Here is a 16,786-nt window from a genome sequence, read left to right on the forward strand (position 1 = left end):
TGGCCTTCGTGCGGGTGGTATTGCGGCTCACAATCGGGTCGTTGGTGGCCGTGCGTGCTGGTGGTAGGGCTGGTTTGTTCGTGCGGTCGTTTCTGGCGGGCCCGACGGGTCCTTTCGCGCCGGTTGTGTCACGGCCGGTCACCGGTGCGAGGGGTCCGTTCATGCGGAATGGAGCGAGGGGGACTGTCGCGCACGCTCGGGGTGCGCGACAGTCGGTGGGGGTACGTAGACTGGTGCCGTGCGTCTAGCTCGTATTGCTCATCCCAGTGGTGTCGCGTTCGCTTCGATCGAGGGGGACGGCGACGATGCCCAGGTCCTCGAGATCGCGGAACATCCGTTCGGCCAGCCGAACTTCACCGGCAAGCGCTGGCCGCTCGCCGACGTCCGGCTGCTCGCGCCGATCCTGCCGTCGAAGGTGATCGCGGTCGGCCGGAACTACGCGAAGCACGCGGCGGAGTTCGGCAACGAGGTGCCGTCCGCGCCGATGCTGTTCATCAAGCCGTCCACGACGGTGGTCGGGCCGAATGCTCCGATCCGCCGTCCGTCGGACGTCGGACGCGTTGACTTCGAGGGCGAACTCGCGGTCGTCATCGGACAGCCGGTCAAGAACGTGCCCGCGGCCCGCGCGGCCAGTGCGATCCTCGGCTACACGGTCGCGAACGACGTGAGCGCGCGCGACCTGCAGAAGTCCGACGGCCAGTGGGGCCGGGCGAAGGGGTTCGACACGTTCTGCCCGCTCGGTCCGTGGATCGACACGTCGATCGACCCGTCCGACCTGGCGCTCCGCAGCGAGGTCGACGGCGAGCTGAAGCAGGACGGCCGTACTTCGGATCTCGTGCACAAGGTGCCGGAACTGGTCGAGTTCGTGTCGCGGGTGATGACGCTCCTTCCCGGCGACGTGATCCTCACCGGCACGCCGGAGGGGGTCGGTCCGATCGTCAACGGGCAGTCGGTGTCCATCACGATCGACGGCATCGGGACTCTGACGAACCCGGTTCAGGACCTCTGAGCTGGGTGTCGCCGTTTAGTGGCGACAGCGGCTCGGCGGAGTGCGTTCGGGCGTTGCCGTTTAGTGGCGAATCCCTGGTCGGGGCTGGTTTTCTGGCCGCCGGGGTGAAGATGCGGCGGCTTGGGCTGTTGCCGCTCGGTGGCGAGCGGATGGCTAGTGCCTGGGTTGGTGGCAGCCGTTGCCGTTGAGTGGCGAGAGGCGATCGCTGCTCTGGCGGGAGCGGCGGGTGTTGTTGCCGTTGAGTGGCGAATGGTCGCTGGCGCTTCGCTTGGCGAGCGGTCGGCGCCGTTGCCTCGGAGCGGCGAAAGACGATCGGTGCTGAGCTGGCTGGGAGTCGGTGCTGTTGCCGGTAGGTGGCGAGAGCGCAGCTGATCGTCAGTTGGCGAGTTGGTGGCGTTGTGGCCGCTGGGCGGCGAGAGCGCTGATGGTCAGTCGGCGGGTCGGTGGCTTTGTTGCCGTTGGGTGGCGAAACGCATTCCCGTTGTCGGCTTTGCCCACCGGCGGGTGATGCCGGTGGGCGGGTGCGTCGCGTGGGTGAGAGGTGCTCGGCGTTGCCGGTTGGTGGCGAATCCGGCGGTGGCTTAGCGGCTGGCCGGTTCTGCTGGGCGGCGGGCGAAGGCTGGGGCGGATTCCCGGCGGATGCCTACGCCGATGAGGTACGCCGGAACTCGGGCGAGTTTCGGGAAGCGCCTGAGCAGGGCGATCAATTGTGCGGGCGGGCCGTCGGCGTGGCCGGTCATCACGGGGCCCATTACGCGGCGGTGGAGAAGGCGTTGCAGCCCCTGAACGGCGACGGTCGGCAGGAGGCGACGGCGGCGGATTGCGGTGAGGTCCTTTTCGGTCGGTTTGCCGCGGAGGAGCGGCTCGGCCAGTAGCCTCGCGGCGGCGACGGCGTCTTGTACTGCCAGGTTGATTCCGACGCCGCCGACTGGGGACATCGCGTGGGCGGCGTCTCCGATGCACAGCAGGCCGTCGACGTGCCAGCGGTGCAGGCGGTTGAGGCGGACGTTGAGGAACTTGACGTCGTCCATGGACTTCAGTTCGTGCACTCGGTCGGCGAATTCCGGGCAGACCTCGGTGACGTCGCGGCGGAAGCTTTCGATGCCGGCGTCTTTTAGATCCTTGCCCTTCGGCGTGAGGTAGGCGATCTGGTAGTAGCCCTTGCGTGGCAACGGCACTGCGAAGCGGTGGTTGCGCATCCTCGGCATGAGCGTGGCTTCCTGTTCCTCGGGCTTCCGGGAGAGGCGGAACCACCAGGCGTCGAACGGGGTGTAGTACTCGCGCGGGGTGAGGCCGGCTGAGCGGCGGGTTAGTGACCAGCGGCCGTCGGCGGCGAGGACCAGATTGGCTTTCAGTTCGCCTTCGGTGCCGTCTGCGGTGCGGTAGCGGACGCCGGTGACTCGGCGGCCTGAGCGGAGCAGGCCGGTCATTTCGGTTTCGAGGCGCAGGGTGAAGGTCGGTTCTTTCTGCGCTGTCTCGGCGAGCAGGTCCAGGAAATCCCATTGGGGGACCATCGCCACGTATGGGCGGGGGACGTTCAACAGGGACATGTCGGCGAGGGTCAGCGCGTCGCCGTCGGGGGTGGGGAGTCCGACGGTGGTCACTTTGGTGTGCGGGAGCGCTTCGAATTTCTCGCCCAGGCCCAGCTCGTCCAGGAGCCTCAGGGTGGACGGGTGGACGGTGTCGCCGCGGAAATCGCGGAGGAAGTCTGCGTGCTTTTCCAGCACGGTTACCTCTACGCCTGCTCGGGCCAACAGCAAGCCCGCCACCATGCCTGCCGGTCCGCCGCCGACTATGACGCAGCCCGTGTGCTCGGTCATCTTCCCCAGCTCCCTCTTATTCATCGCCTGTTGAATAACACCGAGGATGCACCTTGGGCGGAGGGTGCGTCAAGTCGGCCGATGGGGTGGGGGTCAGGCGTGGGGTGGGTGTCGGGGAGTGCGGTTGGGGTCGGAGTTGGCGGAGGCTTCGGGGCGGGCGAGGCAGGCAAGGCGGGCAGGCAAGGCATGCGAGGCAGACAAGGGGAGCCAGGCAAGGGGAGCCAGGCAAGGGGAGCCAGGCAAGGCAAGTGAGGTAGGCCAGGCAGGCAGGCAACGCGAGGCATGCAACGCGAGGCAGGCATGCAACGCGAGGCGGGCAGGCAAGGCGAGCGGGAGAGGGGTTGCCTCAGCGGCGATGGGCAGCAATGGCGCGGTCGAGAGCATGTTTGCCAACCGGGGATCGTGATCAGGATCGGCTTTGCCCGCCCGGGATCGTGGGTGGGATCGGCTTTGCCCGCCGGGGATCGTGGGTGGGGTCGGTTCTGTCCACCGGGGATCGTGGGGCGGGATCGGCGGAGCGCGGTGTCTTCAGGGAGAGCGCGGAACTGCCACTGGCTGGTGTCGGCAGCGGAGTTGATGTAGTCCGCGGGCGGCCAGAATGTGGGGAGTTTGCGTAATGGCACGTGGTTCGCGTATGTGGATCTCCGGTGGCATGAGGGGTCGCTGCCATCTGGCCGGAAAGATCAGGACGGCAGTATTTCCGGAAAGGATTTCGGGTGGTTAGTTCGGTCGCGGAACTTATGCGTGGTTGTTGTTGCTTTGAGGACAGTCAGGACTGAGGGCGGCCGACTTTGTGCGCGGGGAAAGGGTTGTGGCTACAGGGTTTCGAGGCGGAAGCAGGAGGGGGCAGTGGCGCGGGCGCCGAGGGGGACCGTTCGGAATTGGTAAGTTTTCGAAGGGGAGCGTGGAGTAAGCGGCTTTCACCCGCTCGGCCCTCTGGGGCGGTGGTGAACGTCACGGGGCGGACACTTTGTGCACCGGCGGTAGAGCCGGTCAGCGGCAACGGCTCTGGGGTAATCACCTTTTTGGCCGCGTTGCGAACGCGGCGAGTGCCCTAGCCTCACGGGGTGGATTTCGCCCCGGCCGCTCTGTCGCGTGCTCGTACTGCCCCACCGGCCGCTGCCGGTCGCGAACCGTGGGCTCCTCCTGAGTTGAGTCTGGTTTGCCTCGACATCGATGACACGTTGATCGACTGCACCGCCGCGATCCGGCGTACCTTGCACGCGCTCACGGGGCGCGACGATCTTTGGCCGTTGTGGGATTTGATCACCGAGGAGCACGTCGCGCTCGTGGTGGCGGGGAAACTCGGTTACGACGTCATGCATCACCGGCGTACTGAATGTTTCCTCGCCGAGTTGGGGATCTTCGGCGACTCCGCGCAAGTGAGCGCGTTCGAGGCGCGCCGGCGGGAGATTCTGGCTCGGTCCTGGCGGTTGTTCGACGATGTTCTTCCTTGCCTGGAATGGCTGCGCGCCGCGGGGCTTCAGCTGGCCGCCGTGACGAACGCCTCAGGGGTTCATCAGCGGCAGAAAATCGCGGAACTCGGGCTGGCGCCGTATTTCGACCACGTCGCGATCGCGGGCGAGGTCGGGGTCGCGAAACCCGATCCGGTGATGTTCCACTCGGTCTGCCTGGCGCTGGACTGCCCGCCGGAACGCACGGTGCACGTCGGGGACAAGCTCGACACCGACGCGATCGGCGCGTTCGACGCCGGGCTCGGCGCGGTCTGGCTCGATCGCGACGGGACCAGTCGCACCGGCGAGCGGGCGCCCGAGGGGGTGCACACCGTGGCGGGGCTCGGCGAGCTTCCTGAGCTGCTGGTTTCGGAGTACGCGACGGTCGGCGTGCCTGCCCCGCGGGCGGCGGGGACCCCCGCTGCGACGGGCCGCGGCGGGATGTTCTAGTATTTCTTCTCGTGCGGCACTGACCTGGGCAACCGGGAAAGTACCTCACTGGGGTATGGTGTAATTGGCAGCACGACTGGTTCTGGTCCAGTTAGTCTAGGTTCGAGTCCTGGTACCCCAGCTGCAGAGGGGACCCCCTCTCGGAAGTGCGAAAATCGCTTCTGGTAAGTTCTCTCTCGCAAGAAACGCCCCGGAAACGGGGAAGTTCCTAAGCCCCCGTCGTCTAGCGGCCTAGGACGCCGGCCTCTCACGCCGGTAGCGTGGGTTCGAATCCCATCGGGGGTACAGCCAGCCCGGTTGATCGATTAAAGATCAACCGGGCTTTGTTGTATTCGGCGGGAAAACCCGGGCAATCCGCGATCACTCCTGCGCGCCGCCGAACATCGCTGCCGCCGCGCGGCCATTCGCCTGGTTTTCGGTCACATACGGCCGGAGTTCGGCTTCGTACTTGGCGAAAGCTTCCGGGTATGGAGCGTCCGCCAGATGCCGGGCCAGTGAACGGGCGCCGAGCAGGGCCTGCGAGGTGCCCATGCCCGCCGTCGGCGCGGCGCAGTATCCGGCGTCTCCCACCAGGGCGATGCGGCCGGTCGACCAGTGGTCCAGGTGCACCTGAGTGCTCGAGCTGAAGTAGAAATCCGCGGCCTCCGACATCGCCTCGAGCAGGCGCGGCATGTGCCAAGCGTCACCGGCGAAGGCGGCGCGGGTCGCTGCTTCCTGGTCGGCGCGGGGGAGACGGTCCAGGGCTCCTGAGGTCGTTCCGAAGGACAGGCTGACCGTCAGGCGGTCGGGGTCCGCTGAGTTGAACAAGTAGATCGCGGTGCCGTCGGCGGTGCGGAGGAGGCCGCTGTGGTCCAAGTCCAGGAAGTTCGGCATGGTGAAGCCCGCGCCGGAAAGGCCGAGGTGCTGCAGCACTGCTGAGTGCGGGGCGAAGGCCAGTTGGCGGACCTTCGAGTACACGCCGTCCGCGCCGAAGACCAGGTCGTAGGTCCTCGTGGAGCCGTCGGTCAGTTCGGCGGTCACGGCGGCCTCAGTTTGCGTCAGCGACGTGATCGAGGTGCCGAAGCGGTACTCGACATGATCCACAGTCAGGGCGTACAGCAGCTCGTTCAGGACGTGCTTGGGCACCTCCAGTTCGCCCGCGAAAGCTTCGGCGGGCAGCAGGTCTACCTGGGTGCCGTCGCGGTCGACGATGGCGGTGCCGGTCATTTTCGTGTCGTGCCGGCGGACGTCGTCGAGGATGCCCAGCTCGGCGAGGACATCGAAGGCGGCGCCGCGGAAATCCACGGCGTAACCGGTGTGGCGGAGAGCGGGGGCGCGTTCGACGATCGTCACGCGGTGGCCGGCGCGGGTGAGCAGCTCGGCGAGGGTGGCGCCGGCCACGCCGGCACCGGAGATCAGGACGTTCGAGGAGGTCATGGGAGAGACCGTAGCCGGGGTTTGTCCATTTGGTCAAACCGTTTGGATAAACCATCTGGACAAGACTTCGGCTAGGCTGGGCGCCATGGGTAATCGCGAGGATCTGCTGGCCGGGGCGAAGCGCTGCTTGATCGAGCGGGGTTGGGGCAACACGACGGTGCGCGACATCGCGGCCGCCGCGGGGGTCAGTCACGCGGCGATCGGCTACCACTTCGGGTCGCGGGACGCGTTGCTCACGCAGGCGCTGGTCGCGGCGGTCGACGAGCTGGGCGGTCAGGTCGCGGATTCGTCCTTCGACCTGTCCGAGCAGGGGCTGAGCCGGCTGATCGACAGTTTCGGCGAGCACCGGGCCCTGTGGGTCGCGCAGTTGGAAGCGCTCGTGCAGGCCGAGCGGTCACCGGACGTGCGCCGGCATCTCGTGCAGGGGCTGCGGGAGGCGCGCGCGGGGGTCGGCGGGGCGGTGCAGAGCGCGTTGGTGATCGGGCTGATGGTGCAGTGGTTGCTCGACCCGGAGGAGGCCCCGTCGGCGAAAGAAGTGACCGACGGGATTCGCGCGGTGGCGGCGGAAAGCTAGACCCAGACGGAGTCGGCCGGGTTTCCGGCGGGCGGTTCGCCGCCCGCTTCGGCGAACGCGGTCAGCGCGTCGACCAGGCCGCGGCGGGCCGATTCGGGCATTTTCTCCACGACGGCGGCGATTTCGCGCCGCCGCCGTTGCGTGACGACGCGGACGATCCGATCGCCTTCCTGAGTGAGTTCGATGACGACCTCGCGCCGGGACGACGGGTTGCCCAAGCGGGCGACCAGCTCGACGGCGACCAGCCGGTCGATCATCCGGCTCGCGGTGGACGGCGTGACGCCGAGATGTTCGGCGAGCGCGGCCTGTTTCAGCGGACCGCGGGAATGCAGCACCACCAGGAGCCGGAATTGCGGCATCGTGATGAGGTCGCCGACGGAGGCGATGGACCGCGCGGACACCGCGACGAGCAGCCGCGAAGCGGTGAGCACGGCTTCGGTGACCGCGTCGACGTCGTCGGGTACGTCGGTGCGAGCGGAGATCGGCGCGCGAGACATATGCCTAGTGTGCCGCATCTCGCGGCGGATTCCGCTCGATAACGGTGCTGGGCAACGAATCAGGGGGAATCGGGCCATTCCGGCTGCCCGGCCGGCGGAAAAAAGAAACGACCCCGCGTCCCGGCGAACGGGAGGCGGGGTCGTTCCGGAGCCTGCTCAGAGACCGGCGAAAGCCTGGTCCACGAACTGCTTGTGCTGATCCGCCCACTGCTTGGCGGCGGTCTTTTCCTGGCCCTTCGGAGCCTTCTGGATCGCGTCCTCGAGCGAACCGAGGTCCTCGTCCGACATCTTCAGCTTCTTGGCCACGCCGGCGAGCGCCGGGAAGTCCTTCTCGAAGCCCTTGCGGCCCAGCGCGTGGATCTGCTCGCCCTTGCCCATCGCGCCCTTCGGGTCCTGGAGATCCTTGAGCTGGTAGCGCGAGTACGCCCAGTGCGGGTGCCACAGCGTCACGACGATCGGCTTCTTCGCCTTGATCGAGCTGTCGAGCGCGGCCAGCATCGCGGTGGTCGACGAGTTCTGCAGGGTCATCGCGCCGTCGAGGCCGTACTGCGGGATCGCTTGCTTCTGCACGATGCCCGTCTCGCCCGCGCTCGCCTCGATGCCGGTGATCTTGCCGCCGAACATGCTCGCCTTGTCCTTGAGGTCGGCGATGCTGTTGACGTCCTTCACGTAGTCCGGCACGGCGAGGTTCAGGGTCGCCTTGTCGTACCAGACGCCGAGGTCTTCGAGCTGGTTCTTGTACTGGTCCCAGTACTGCTTGTGCGTCGCGGGCAGCCACGAGTCGAGGAACAGGTCGACATCGCCCTTCGCGAGACCCGCGTAGATCGGGCCGACGTCGAGCATCTGCGTCTTGACCTTGTAGCCCTTCTCCTCCAGCACCGCCTGGTACAGGTTGGTGAGGGCGACGTCCTCGTCCCAGTTGATGTAGCCGATGGTGACGCTCTTGGCTTCCTGGCTGTTGCCCGACTGGGACTCCCGGCCGCCGCACGCCGCGGTGAGGCCGACCAGGGCCGTCACGGCGGCGCCGATGGCGATGATCCGGCCGAAGCGTTTCGATGTGCGCACTCGTTCGTCCTTTCTCGTTGCGGTGGAGGTGGATCAGGCCGCGTCGGCCCGGCGGAGGGCGCGGCCCACCGCCGAGCGCGCCCCGAGCGAAGAGGTGAGCCGGTCGAGATAGATCGCCAGCACGACCACGCTGAGACCGGCTTGGAAACCCAAGTCCAGCTTGAGGCTCGTGACCGCGGCGTACACCTCGGCGCCGAGTCCCGGAGCGCCGACCATGCCGGAGATCACGACCATCGACAGCGACAGCATGATGATCTGGTTGATCCCGGCCATGATCGACGGCATCGCGAGCGGGATCTGGATCTCCCGCAGGATCCGCCGCGGCGGCGAGCCGAACGCCTCGCCTGCCTCGACCATTTCCGGGTCGACCTGGCGGATGCCGAGTTCGGTCAGCCGCACGCCCGGCGGCAGCGAGAACACGACAGTCGCCACCACGCCCGGCACCGCGCCGATCGAGAAGAAGAAGATGACCGGGATCAGGTACACGAACGCGGGCAGCGTCTGCATGAAGTCCAGCACCGGCTTCACGATCCGACTCACTGTTTCGTTGCGCGCGGCCGCGATCCCGACCGGCACCGCGATCACCACCGCGACCACGCCGGAAATCAGCACCTGCGAAAGGGTCTGCATCGCGGAGGGGAACTCGCGGAGGCTGTCGATGAGCGCGAACCCGATCGCCGAGCCGAGGCCGAACTTCCAGCCGCGCAGCCACCAGCCGAGCGCCGCGAAGATCACGAGCAGCACGGGCCACGGCACCCAGGTCAGGGCCGAGGAAAGGCCGTTGATCGCACCGCTGACGACGGTTTCGACGAAATCGAAGAACGGGCCGATGTTGCCCTGCAGCCAGTCGATGATCGCCTTGAACCAGGTGCCGACGGGAATCTGCGGCAGATCGCCGAAGAGGACGCTGTCAGACACGGGCGTTCACCTCCTGTTCGTCGTTTTCTCCTGAGCTCAGCGCGTTCAGCAGCGCCTCCCGGGTCACCGCGCCGAGCAGCGCGCCCTCGGCGTCGACCACCGCGAGCGGCGCGGGCGCGGAAGCCGCGTGGCCGAACAGTTCGGCCATCTGGGTTTCCGGGCTGGTGCGCGCGGCGGACCGGTCGACGAGGCCGGCGATCGTTTCCGTGCCGTTGTCGGCGGCCTCGCTCACCGCGCGCCGGTCGACCGCGCCGGCGAACTTGCCGTCCTCGGTCACCAGCACGCCGGAGAGTTCGTTCCGGCGCATCGTTTCCAGCGCTTCGGCGACGGTCGTGGCCGGGGTGAACGAGATGTCCGCGGGCGCCATCACGGCGGACGCGGTGAGCACCCGGGAACGGTCGACATCGCGGACGAACTTCGCGACGTATTCGTCGGCCGGTTCGGTGAGCATCTCCTGCGCGGTCGCGACCTGCACGATCCTGCCGTCGCGCATCATCGCGATCCGGTCGCCGAGGCGCATGGCCTCGTTGAGGTCGTGCGTGATGAACACGATCGTTTTGCCCAGCTGCCGCTGCAGCGTCAGGAGCTGGTCCTGCATCTCCTTGCGGATCAACGGGTCCAGCGCGCTGAACGCCTCGTCCATCAGCAGGATCTCGGTGTCCGCGGCCAGCGCGCGGGCGAGGCCGACGCGCTGGCGCATCCCGCCGGAAAGCTGACCGGGCAACCGGTCCTCCCATCCGGTGAGCCCGACCATCTCGAGCGCTTCGGCGGTGCGTTCGCGCTGCCGCTCGCGCGGAGCGTTCTGCACGCTCAGCCCGTAGGCGACGTTCTCCGCGACCGTGCGGTGCGGGAACAGCGCGAAGTGCTGGAACACCATGCTCATCCGCCGCTGGCGCAGCTCGCGCACCTCGCTCGCGGACTTGTCGGTCAGGTCGATGTCGTCGACCAGCACCCGCCCGGAAGTGGCCGGGAGCAATCCGTTCAGCGTGCGCAGCAGGGTCGACTTGCCCGAACCGGACAGTCCCATCACCACGAAAATTTCGCCGCGCTCCACGGTGAAGGAGGCGTCGATCACCGCCGCGGTCACGCCGGGCAGCTCCAATTCGGCGCGGTCGGCGCCGTTCTCCAGCTTGCCGACCGCTTCTTCCGCCCGGCGGCCGAACACTTTGTACAGCTTCTCCACACGAACTATCGGCACAGTCGTCTCATGTTCTCGCATTCGGGGTCCTTGCCGGGCGTCATGATTGCATAGACCAACAGTGATCGGAGCCGATCGCGCGACCGCTTCACCGATGACGGCCGGTTTTCGTGGCCCGGCACCCACTTTCGCGGGCGCGGTGCGCGCGCCCGCGAGACACCGGTGCGGCGGCGGGGAAAAGACGGTGTGCGCTGGCGAAACCAGTCCGGATTCGCCGGTTCGCCCGACTGGATTACCGGTGGCGACAGTGCGTGGTTGTCACGTTCGCATAACAACCCGAAAGTCTGTTGTGGACCTTGCGCGGCCTGGGTGATCGCGGACACCTGGCGGCCACGCATGGTGCCGGGCCGGACACGGCAAGGAAACCCCGGAGACCGTTTCGCGCGGGCGTTCGCACTTGCTTGGGGGAACAGGTGATCGACTGGAGGCGGCGGCGAGATGGCCGGTGCGATCGGGAAAACGCAGAGGCGTTCCCTCGATTTCCTTCGCGCTGCGCCGTTGTGATGCGGCGGGGACAATGCCCGCCGCTGCGACCCAGCTGTCGCTTCATGGTCCGGGAGAGCCGTACGGGCAAGCGCGCCAACGGATCTTGACGGTCGACGCGCTGCTGGGGAATCGGGGTCGTCCGTGCGCCGTTTGCTCCGAATGCCGGAGAGCGCATGCGGCGCGGGAAAAAAGGGCAGAGATGCGGCAAGCCCCGCCCGGGGAGAAGCCGGGCGGGGCTTGCGGTCTGCTTCCGGAGAAGCGGAGTTACTTCTTCTTCGCGGCCGAGGTGCGCTTGGCCGGAGCCTTCTTCGCGGTCGCCGTGGTCTTCTTGGCGGCCGGCTTGGCGGCGGCCTTCGCCCGCGTGGTGGTGGCCTTCGGAGCCGCCTTGGCCGCGGTGGCCTTGGTGGCGGTCGCCTTGGCGCGGGTGGTGGTGGCCTTCGCGGCGGTGGCCTTGGCGGGAGCCTTGGCCGCGGTGGCGCGGGTGCGGGTGGCGGCCGGCTTGGCGGCGGTGGCCTTGGCGCGAGTGGTGGTCGTCGCCGTGGCGCGGGTGGCGGTCGCCTTCGCGGTGCTGGCGGTCGCACGCTTCACGGCAGTCGCCTTCGGCAGCTTCTTGGAGCCGGAGATGACGTCCTTGAACGTGGTGCCCGCGCGGAACGCCGGAACGTTGGTCTTCTTGACCCGCACGGCTTCGCCGGTGCGCGGGTTGCGCGCGGTGCGGGCGGCACGAGCGCGCTTTTCGAAGACACCGAAGCCGGTGATGGTGACCTTTTCGCCCTTGTGGACGGTGCGGATGATGATGTCGACGAGACCGTCGACGGCTTCCGCGGCTGCCTTCTTGTCGCCGATGCGCTCCGACAGAGCTTCGATCAGCTGGGCCTTGTTGGCCATTCCAGTTCCTCCAACCAGAACTTGTTTTATACGGCCATACAGGCCGAACGCAGTCATTATCACCCATAGACTTCGCAAGTCCAATCGGGACCTGCCTTTTTCGTTGCCGTGTCGGCTAACCGGAGAGCGGGCGAGCCGCCCGAAGCGCCGGATTCTTTCACTGGCCGGAAGACCCGCGAGAGTGCTTGCGGCACCGGCAAAGTCGCATGTGGACAGCCGCTGGCCTGCGGTTTTGCCTTTTCTTGAGGTGTCGTGGCTGGGTTCGGCGGAGGCGCTCGGAGGGCCCGTGCAGCGGTCGGACGGTCTACTGAGGACGATCGAAAACCGCGCGAAAAAGGCTGCCTCGCACGGGCGTGGCGGAGCGGGGGCTGGGCGACAGAGGCGTTCCGCGGGGCGTCGTGGTTGGCGGCCGGGAGGGTCTGCGGGAGGGGCTCGAGGTCGTTCGATCGGGTCGGTGCCGTGGCGGCGGGGGAATCGCGCGGCGGGGCGGAATCGGTCGCGGTGCCGGGTTTGGGTTCGGCTGCGGGGTGCGTTGGGTTCGCGGGACGTCGCGTCGGTGGGATCGGTTGTGGGGGAAGGGCGGTTCTTGGCGGGGTGGCGGAGAGGTGGTTGGGGCTTTGGGTTCGTCGCGTGGGGCGAGGGGTGCGGCTTCGCGTTAGGGGAGGGCTGTCGGAGAAGGGCTGAGCGGCGGAGTCGTTCGCCGGGTGCTTCGGCGGCGCTTGGGGTCTGGCTGTCGGGCGGGGTGTGTTCGCGGTAACCCGCGTCAGGGTTGTCGATGGGAAAGGCTGCTTCCTGCCGGTGCGGTGGAGCGGCGGCTGGGGTGGGCGGGCTTTGGATTCGGGTCAGGCGGGCGGCGATGTGAAAAGGCTGCCTCCCGCCGGGTGTGGCGGAGAGGTGGTTGGGGCTTTGGGTTCGTCGCGTGGGGCGAGGGGTGCGGTTTCGCGTTAGGGGAGGGTTGCCGGAGAAGAGCTGAGCGGCGGAGTCGTTCCCCGGGTGCTTCGGCGGCGGCGCTTGGGGTCTGGCTACCGGGCGGGGTGTGTTCGCGGTAACCCGCGTCAGGGCTGTCGATGCGAAAAGGCCGCCTCCCGCCGGGGTGGCGGAAGGCGGCCTGGGGTTGGCGCGTGGTGGGAGGCGGGCGTTAGAGGCGTTCCTGGAGCGCGTCGGCGGCGGCGAGGAGATCGGCCGCCCACCGGGCGCCGGGCTTGCGCCCTATGCGTTCGATCGGGCCGGAGACCGATACCGCGGCGACGACGGTGCCGGAGGAATCGCGCACCGGGGCGGAAACGCTCGCGACGCCGGGTTCGCGTTCGGCGACGCTTTGCGCCCAGCCGCGGCGGCGGACTTCGAGCAGAGTGCGTTCGCCGTAAACCGCGTCGGCGAGGATCGTCCGTTGCGTGTGCGGATCCGACCACGCGGCAAGGACCTTCGCGCCCGAGCCCGCCGTCATCGGCAGGCGCGAGCCGATCGGAACCGTGTCGCGCAAACCGCTCGGCGGCTCCGCGGTCGAAACGCACACGCGCTGCACGCCGTCGCGCCGGTAAAGCTGAACGCTTTCGCCGGTGATGTCCCGGAGCTTCGGCAGCACCGAACTCGCCGCGTCGAGCAACGGGTCGGTCGACCCGCCCGCGAGTTCGGCGAGCGCGGTGCCCGGCCGCCAGCGCCCGTCCGGGCCGCGCCGCAACAGGCGATGCACCTCGAGCCCGACCGCGAGCCGGTGCGCGGTCGCGCGCGGAAGCCCGGTGCGCGTGCACAGTTCCGCCAGCCCGCACGGGTCCTCGGCGACGGCCTGCAGCACGGCCACGGCTTTGTCCAGTACTCCGATACCGCTATGCTGTCCCACGACGCGATACTATCTTCCCGCAGTGTGGGAAGTCCAGAATCTGGGAAAAACGAAACCCGGGCCCGCGGCCAGCCGCGGCTCGCCCCTCCTCACCGGCTCTGTCCGGGTTCCGTGCTCCCGGCCGATCCCGTGGAAGGAGCCGGAGATGACCACCCCCACCGGCAAGGCTCGTACGCTGGCGGAGAAGGTGTGGGACAGCCACCTCGTGCGCCGAGGCGAAGGCGCCGAACCGGATCTGCTCTACATCGACCTCCACCTGGTGCACGAAGTGACCAGCCCGCAGGCGTTCGACGGACTGCGGCTGGCCGGGCGGCAGGTGCGCCGCCCCGACCTCACCATCGCCACCGAGGACCACAACGTCCCCACCGTCGACATCGACCTCCCGATCGCCGACCCGGTGTCCCGCACCCAGGTCGACACGCTTCGCCGCAACTGCAAGGAGTTCGGCGTCCGGCTGCACCCGATGGGCGACGCCGAACAGGGCATCGTGCACGTGATCGGACCGCAGCTCGGGCTGACCCAGCCGGGCACCACCGTGGTGTGCGGCGACAGTCACACCTCGACGCACGGTGCGTTCGGCGCGATGGCCTTCGGCATCGGCACTTCCGAGGTCGAGCACGTGCTCGCCACCCAGACGCTGCCGCTGCGGCCGTTCAAGACGATGGCGATCAACGTCGACGGCACGCTGCAGCCGGGCGTCACCGCGAAGGACGTGATCCTCGCGGTGATCGCCAAAATCGGCACCGGCGGCGGGCAGGGCTACGTCCTCGAGTACCGCGGCAAGGCCATCGAAGACCTGTCGATGGAAGCCCGGATGACCATCTGCAACATGTCGATCGAGGCGGGCGCGCGCGCCGGCATGATCGCGCCGGACGAGACGACCTTCGCTTACCTCAAGGGCCGTCCGCACGCGCCGAAGGGCGAGGAGTGGGACGCCGCCGTCGCCGCCTGGCGCGAGCTGCGCACCGACGAGGGCGCGGAATTCGACGCCGAGGTCCACCTCGACGCGGACCAGCTGACGCCGTTCGTGACGTGGGGCACCAACCCGGGACAGGGCCTGCCGCTGGGCGATTCGGTGCCGGACCCGGCCGCGATCCCGGACGAGAACGCGCGCTTCGCCGCCGAGAAGGCGCTGTCCTATATGGATCTGAAGCCGGGCACGCCGCTGCGCGAGATCGCGGTGGACACCGTCTTCCTCGGGTCCTGCACCAACGGCCGGATCGAGGACCTGCGCGCCGCGGCCGAGGTGCTGCGCGGGCGCAAGGTGGCCGATTCGGTCCGGATGCTCGTGGTGCCCGGTTCGATGCGGGTGCGCAAGACCGCCGAAGAGGAAGGCCTGGACAAGATCTTCGCCGAGGCGGGAGCCGAATGGCGGCAGGCGGGCTGCTCCATGTGTCTCGGGATGAACCCGGACCAGCTCGCCCCCGGCGAGCGCAGCGCGTCCACCTCCAACCGCAACTTCGAGGGACGGCAGGGCAAGGGCGGCCGCACGCACCTCGTCTCGCCGCTCGTGGCCGCCGCCACCGCCGTGCGCGGGACGCTGTCCTCGCCCGCCGACCTGCCCGCCTGACTTCCCCGAGAGGAGCTCCCACCATGGAACCGTTCACCCAGCACACCGGGATCGGGGTCCCGCTGCGCAGGTCCAACGTGGACACTGACCAGATCATCCCGGCCGTCTACCTCAAGCGCGTGACCCGCACCGGATTCGAGGACGGGCTGTTCGCCGCCTGGCGCGGCCAGGAGGACTTCATCCTCAACCAGGAACCGTTCAAGAACGGGTCGGTGCTGGTCGCCGGGCCGGACTTCGGCACCGGTTCGTCGCGCGAGCACGCCGTGTGGGCGTTGATGGACTACGGCTTCCGGGTCGTCATCTCGTCCCGGTTCGCCGACATCTTCCGCGGCAACTCCGGCAAGGGCGGCCTCGTCGCCGCGCAGTGCGAGCAGTCGGATGTCGAACTGCTCTGGAAGCTGCTGGAGAACGAGCCCGGCACCGAGGTGTCGGTGGACCTCGAAGCCAAGACCGTGCGGGCCAAGGACTTCACCGCGCCCTTCCAGATCGACGACTACGTCCGCTGGCGGCTGCTCGAAGGACTCGACGACATCGCGCTGACCCTGCGCCACGCGGGGGACATCGACGAGTTCGAGTCGAAGCGGCCCTCCTGGAAGCCCGCGACGCTTCCCGCCGCGACCTCCTGACCTGCGCCGCCGGGGCCGGATTCCCTGCTCGGAAAGGGAATCCGCCCCCGGCGGGCCCCCTCTTCGCCCACGCCAAACGGAGCCTCCCGGACCCGGAAACGGGTCCTTCGGGAGGGCGGAACCGTTCCCGCCGCAAGGGAAAATTTCGCGTGCCGTTTGGAATTTGTGCTGTCTTGGTAATACCGTGTGCGTTAGCCGGCCGACCTGGCCGTGGACGAAGAGTTCTTCTTGGAGGGACTGGAATGGCCAACAAGGCCCAGCTGATCGAGGCGCTGTCGGAGCGTCTGGGCGACAAAAAGGTTGCTTCGGAGGCCGTCGACGGTCTCGTCGACATCATCATCCGGACGGTCAACAAGGGCGAAAAGGTGAACATCACCGGCTTCGGGGTGTTCGAGAAGCGCGCTCGTGCCGCCCGCACCGCGCGCAACCCGCGCACCGGCGAAGCCGTGCGAGTGAAGAAGACGAACGTTCCGGCGTTCCGCGCGGGCACCACGTTCAAGGACGTGATTTCCGGTTCGAAGAAGCTGCCGAAGGCCACGGCGGCGAAGCGGGCCACGGCCAGCACCGCGAAGGCGACCACCACCCGCGCCGCCTCGACCACCGCCACGCGCAGCACCCGTGCCACGGCGGCGAAGCCCGCCGCCACGCGCACCCGCGCCACCGCGGCCAAGGCTCCCGCCAAGGCCACCGCGGCCAAGACGACGACGCGCGCCACGGCCGCGAAGTCCACCACCACCCGCGCCAAGGCGGCCCCGAAGGCCACCACCACGCGGGCGAAGGCCGCCGCCAAGCCTGCCGCCAAGACCACCGCGGCAGCGAAGAAGACCACGGCCGCGGCCAAGAAGGCCCCGGCGAAGCGCACCTCGGCGGCCAAGAAGAAGTAATAGCCCCGGTATTCGTTGCTTCGCGGCAGGGCCCCGACCTCGGGTGAGGTCGGGGCCCTGCCGCGTTTTCGGGCGTTTGGGCGGCTGGATG

Annotated in this window: 14 protein-coding genes and 2 tRNA genes; 8 read left to right on the top strand and 8 right to left on the bottom strand. The window is 68.3% G+C overall.

All coding sequences use genetic code 11. The annotated features are described in order from the left end of the window. The first annotated feature begins 238 nt into the window (after window positions 1-238). Window positions 239-1,009: a fumarylacetoacetate hydrolase family protein gene (locus WA670_RS44505; RefSeq protein ID WP_037811749.1), complete on the top strand. Its 771-nt coding sequence runs from the start codon at window positions 239-241 to the stop codon at window positions 1,007-1,009. Window positions 1,010-1,590: 581 nt separating this feature from the next. Here WA670_RS44505 and WA670_RS44510 read toward each other — a convergent pair. After that, a complete protein-coding gene (locus tag WA670_RS44510; protein ID WP_336162203.1) occupies window positions 1,591-2,829 on the bottom strand; it encodes an FAD-dependent oxidoreductase in 1,239 nt (412 codons plus the stop codon). Window positions 2,830-3,986: 1,157 nt separating this feature from the next. Between WA670_RS44510 and WA670_RS44515 the strand changes: the two genes are divergently transcribed. The 3 genes from WA670_RS44515 to WA670_RS44525 all read left to right on the top strand — a co-directional run bounded on the left by WA670_RS44515 (window position 3,987) and on the right by WA670_RS44525 (window position 5,018). Then, a complete protein-coding gene (locus WA670_RS44515) occupies window positions 3,987-4,733 on the top strand; it encodes an HAD family hydrolase (protein WP_442893177.1) in 747 nt (248 codons plus the stop codon). A 49-nt stretch (window positions 4,734-4,782) separates the two neighbouring features. After that, window positions 4,783-4,854: transfer RNA gene (locus tag WA670_RS44520), tRNA-Gln, on the top strand. 91 nt (window positions 4,855-4,945) lie between these two features. After that, a tRNA-Glu gene (locus tag WA670_RS44525) sits at window positions 4,946-5,018 on the top strand. Window positions 5,019-5,093: 75 nt separating this feature from the next. On the opposite strand, the gene WA670_RS44530 is transcribed toward WA670_RS44525, so the two are convergent. After that, window positions 5,094-6,149 (bottom strand): FAD-dependent monooxygenase, encoded by a 1,056-nt coding sequence (locus tag WA670_RS44530; RefSeq protein WP_336162206.1) that lies wholly within the window; start codon window positions 6,147-6,149, stop codon window positions 5,094-5,096. An 85-nt stretch (window positions 6,150-6,234) separates the two neighbouring features. On the opposite strand from WA670_RS44530, the gene WA670_RS44535 reads away from it, so the two are divergent. Continuing rightward, window positions 6,235-6,723, top strand: coding sequence for a TetR family transcriptional regulator (locus tag WA670_RS44535; protein WP_037811742.1), 489 nt, complete (start codon window positions 6,235-6,237; stop codon window positions 6,721-6,723). Here WA670_RS44535 and WA670_RS44540 read toward each other — a convergent pair. From WA670_RS44540 to WA670_RS44565, 6 genes are all read right to left on the bottom strand, one after another. Beyond that, complete coding sequence (locus WA670_RS44540) at window positions 6,720-7,220, bottom strand: MarR family winged helix-turn-helix transcriptional regulator (protein ID WP_051728872.1); 501 nt, start codon at window positions 7,218-7,220, stop codon at window positions 6,720-6,722. The genes WA670_RS44535 and WA670_RS44540 overlap by 4 nt on opposite strands. Before the next feature lie 156 nt (window positions 7,221-7,376). Further along, window positions 7,377-8,285, bottom strand: coding sequence for a glycine betaine ABC transporter substrate-binding protein (locus tag WA670_RS44545; protein ID WP_134665555.1), 909 nt, complete (start codon window positions 8,283-8,285; stop codon window positions 7,377-7,379). Between the two features lie 33 nt (window positions 8,286-8,318). Next, window positions 8,319-9,203: an ABC transporter permease gene (locus WA670_RS44550; RefSeq protein WP_037811739.1), complete on the bottom strand. Its 885-nt coding sequence runs from the start codon at window positions 9,201-9,203 to the stop codon at window positions 8,319-8,321. After that, window positions 9,196-10,422 (bottom strand): quaternary amine ABC transporter ATP-binding protein, encoded by a 1,227-nt coding sequence (locus WA670_RS44555; RefSeq protein ID WP_051728871.1) that lies wholly within the window; start codon window positions 10,420-10,422, stop codon window positions 9,196-9,198. Before WA670_RS44555 ends, WA670_RS44550 begins: the two co-directional genes overlap by 8 nt. Window positions 10,423-11,151: 729 nt before the next feature. Then, on the bottom strand, window positions 11,152-11,775 hold the full coding sequence (locus tag WA670_RS44560) for an HU family DNA-binding protein (RefSeq protein ID WP_037811736.1): 624 nt from the start codon (window positions 11,773-11,775) through the stop codon (window positions 11,152-11,154). A gap of 1,138 nt (window positions 11,776-12,913) precedes the next feature. After that, window positions 12,914-13,615, bottom strand: a complete 702-nt coding sequence (locus WA670_RS44565) for an IclR family transcriptional regulator (RefSeq protein WP_009074079.1) — start codon at window positions 13,613-13,615, stop codon at window positions 12,914-12,916. A 145-nt stretch (window positions 13,616-13,760) separates the two neighbouring features. Here WA670_RS44565 and leuC point away from each other — a divergent pair, with 145 nt between their 5' ends. The 3 genes from leuC to WA670_RS44580 all read left to right on the top strand — a co-directional run bounded on the left by leuC (window position 13,761) and on the right by WA670_RS44580 (window position 16,695). Next, on the top strand, window positions 13,761-15,185 hold the full coding sequence (leuC, locus tag WA670_RS44570; RefSeq protein WP_037811734.1) for a 3-isopropylmalate dehydratase large subunit: 1,425 nt from the start codon (window positions 13,761-13,763) through the stop codon (window positions 15,183-15,185). A 23-nt stretch (window positions 15,186-15,208) separates the two neighbouring features. After that, window positions 15,209-15,811 (top strand): 3-isopropylmalate dehydratase small subunit, encoded by a 603-nt coding sequence (leuD, locus tag WA670_RS44575; RefSeq protein WP_037811732.1) that lies wholly within the window; start codon window positions 15,209-15,211, stop codon window positions 15,809-15,811. Window positions 15,812-16,053: 242 nt separating this feature from the next. Further along, complete coding sequence (locus WA670_RS44580) at window positions 16,054-16,695, top strand: HU family DNA-binding protein (RefSeq protein WP_037811731.1); 642 nt, start codon at window positions 16,054-16,056, stop codon at window positions 16,693-16,695. The last annotated feature ends 91 nt before the right edge of the window (window positions 16,696-16,786 follow it).

The sequence above is a fragment of the Amycolatopsis sp. VC5-11 genome (assembly GCF_037034185.1).
In the GTDB taxonomy this organism is placed as follows: domain Bacteria; phylum Actinomycetota; class Actinomycetes; order Mycobacteriales; family Pseudonocardiaceae; genus Amycolatopsis; species Amycolatopsis nivea.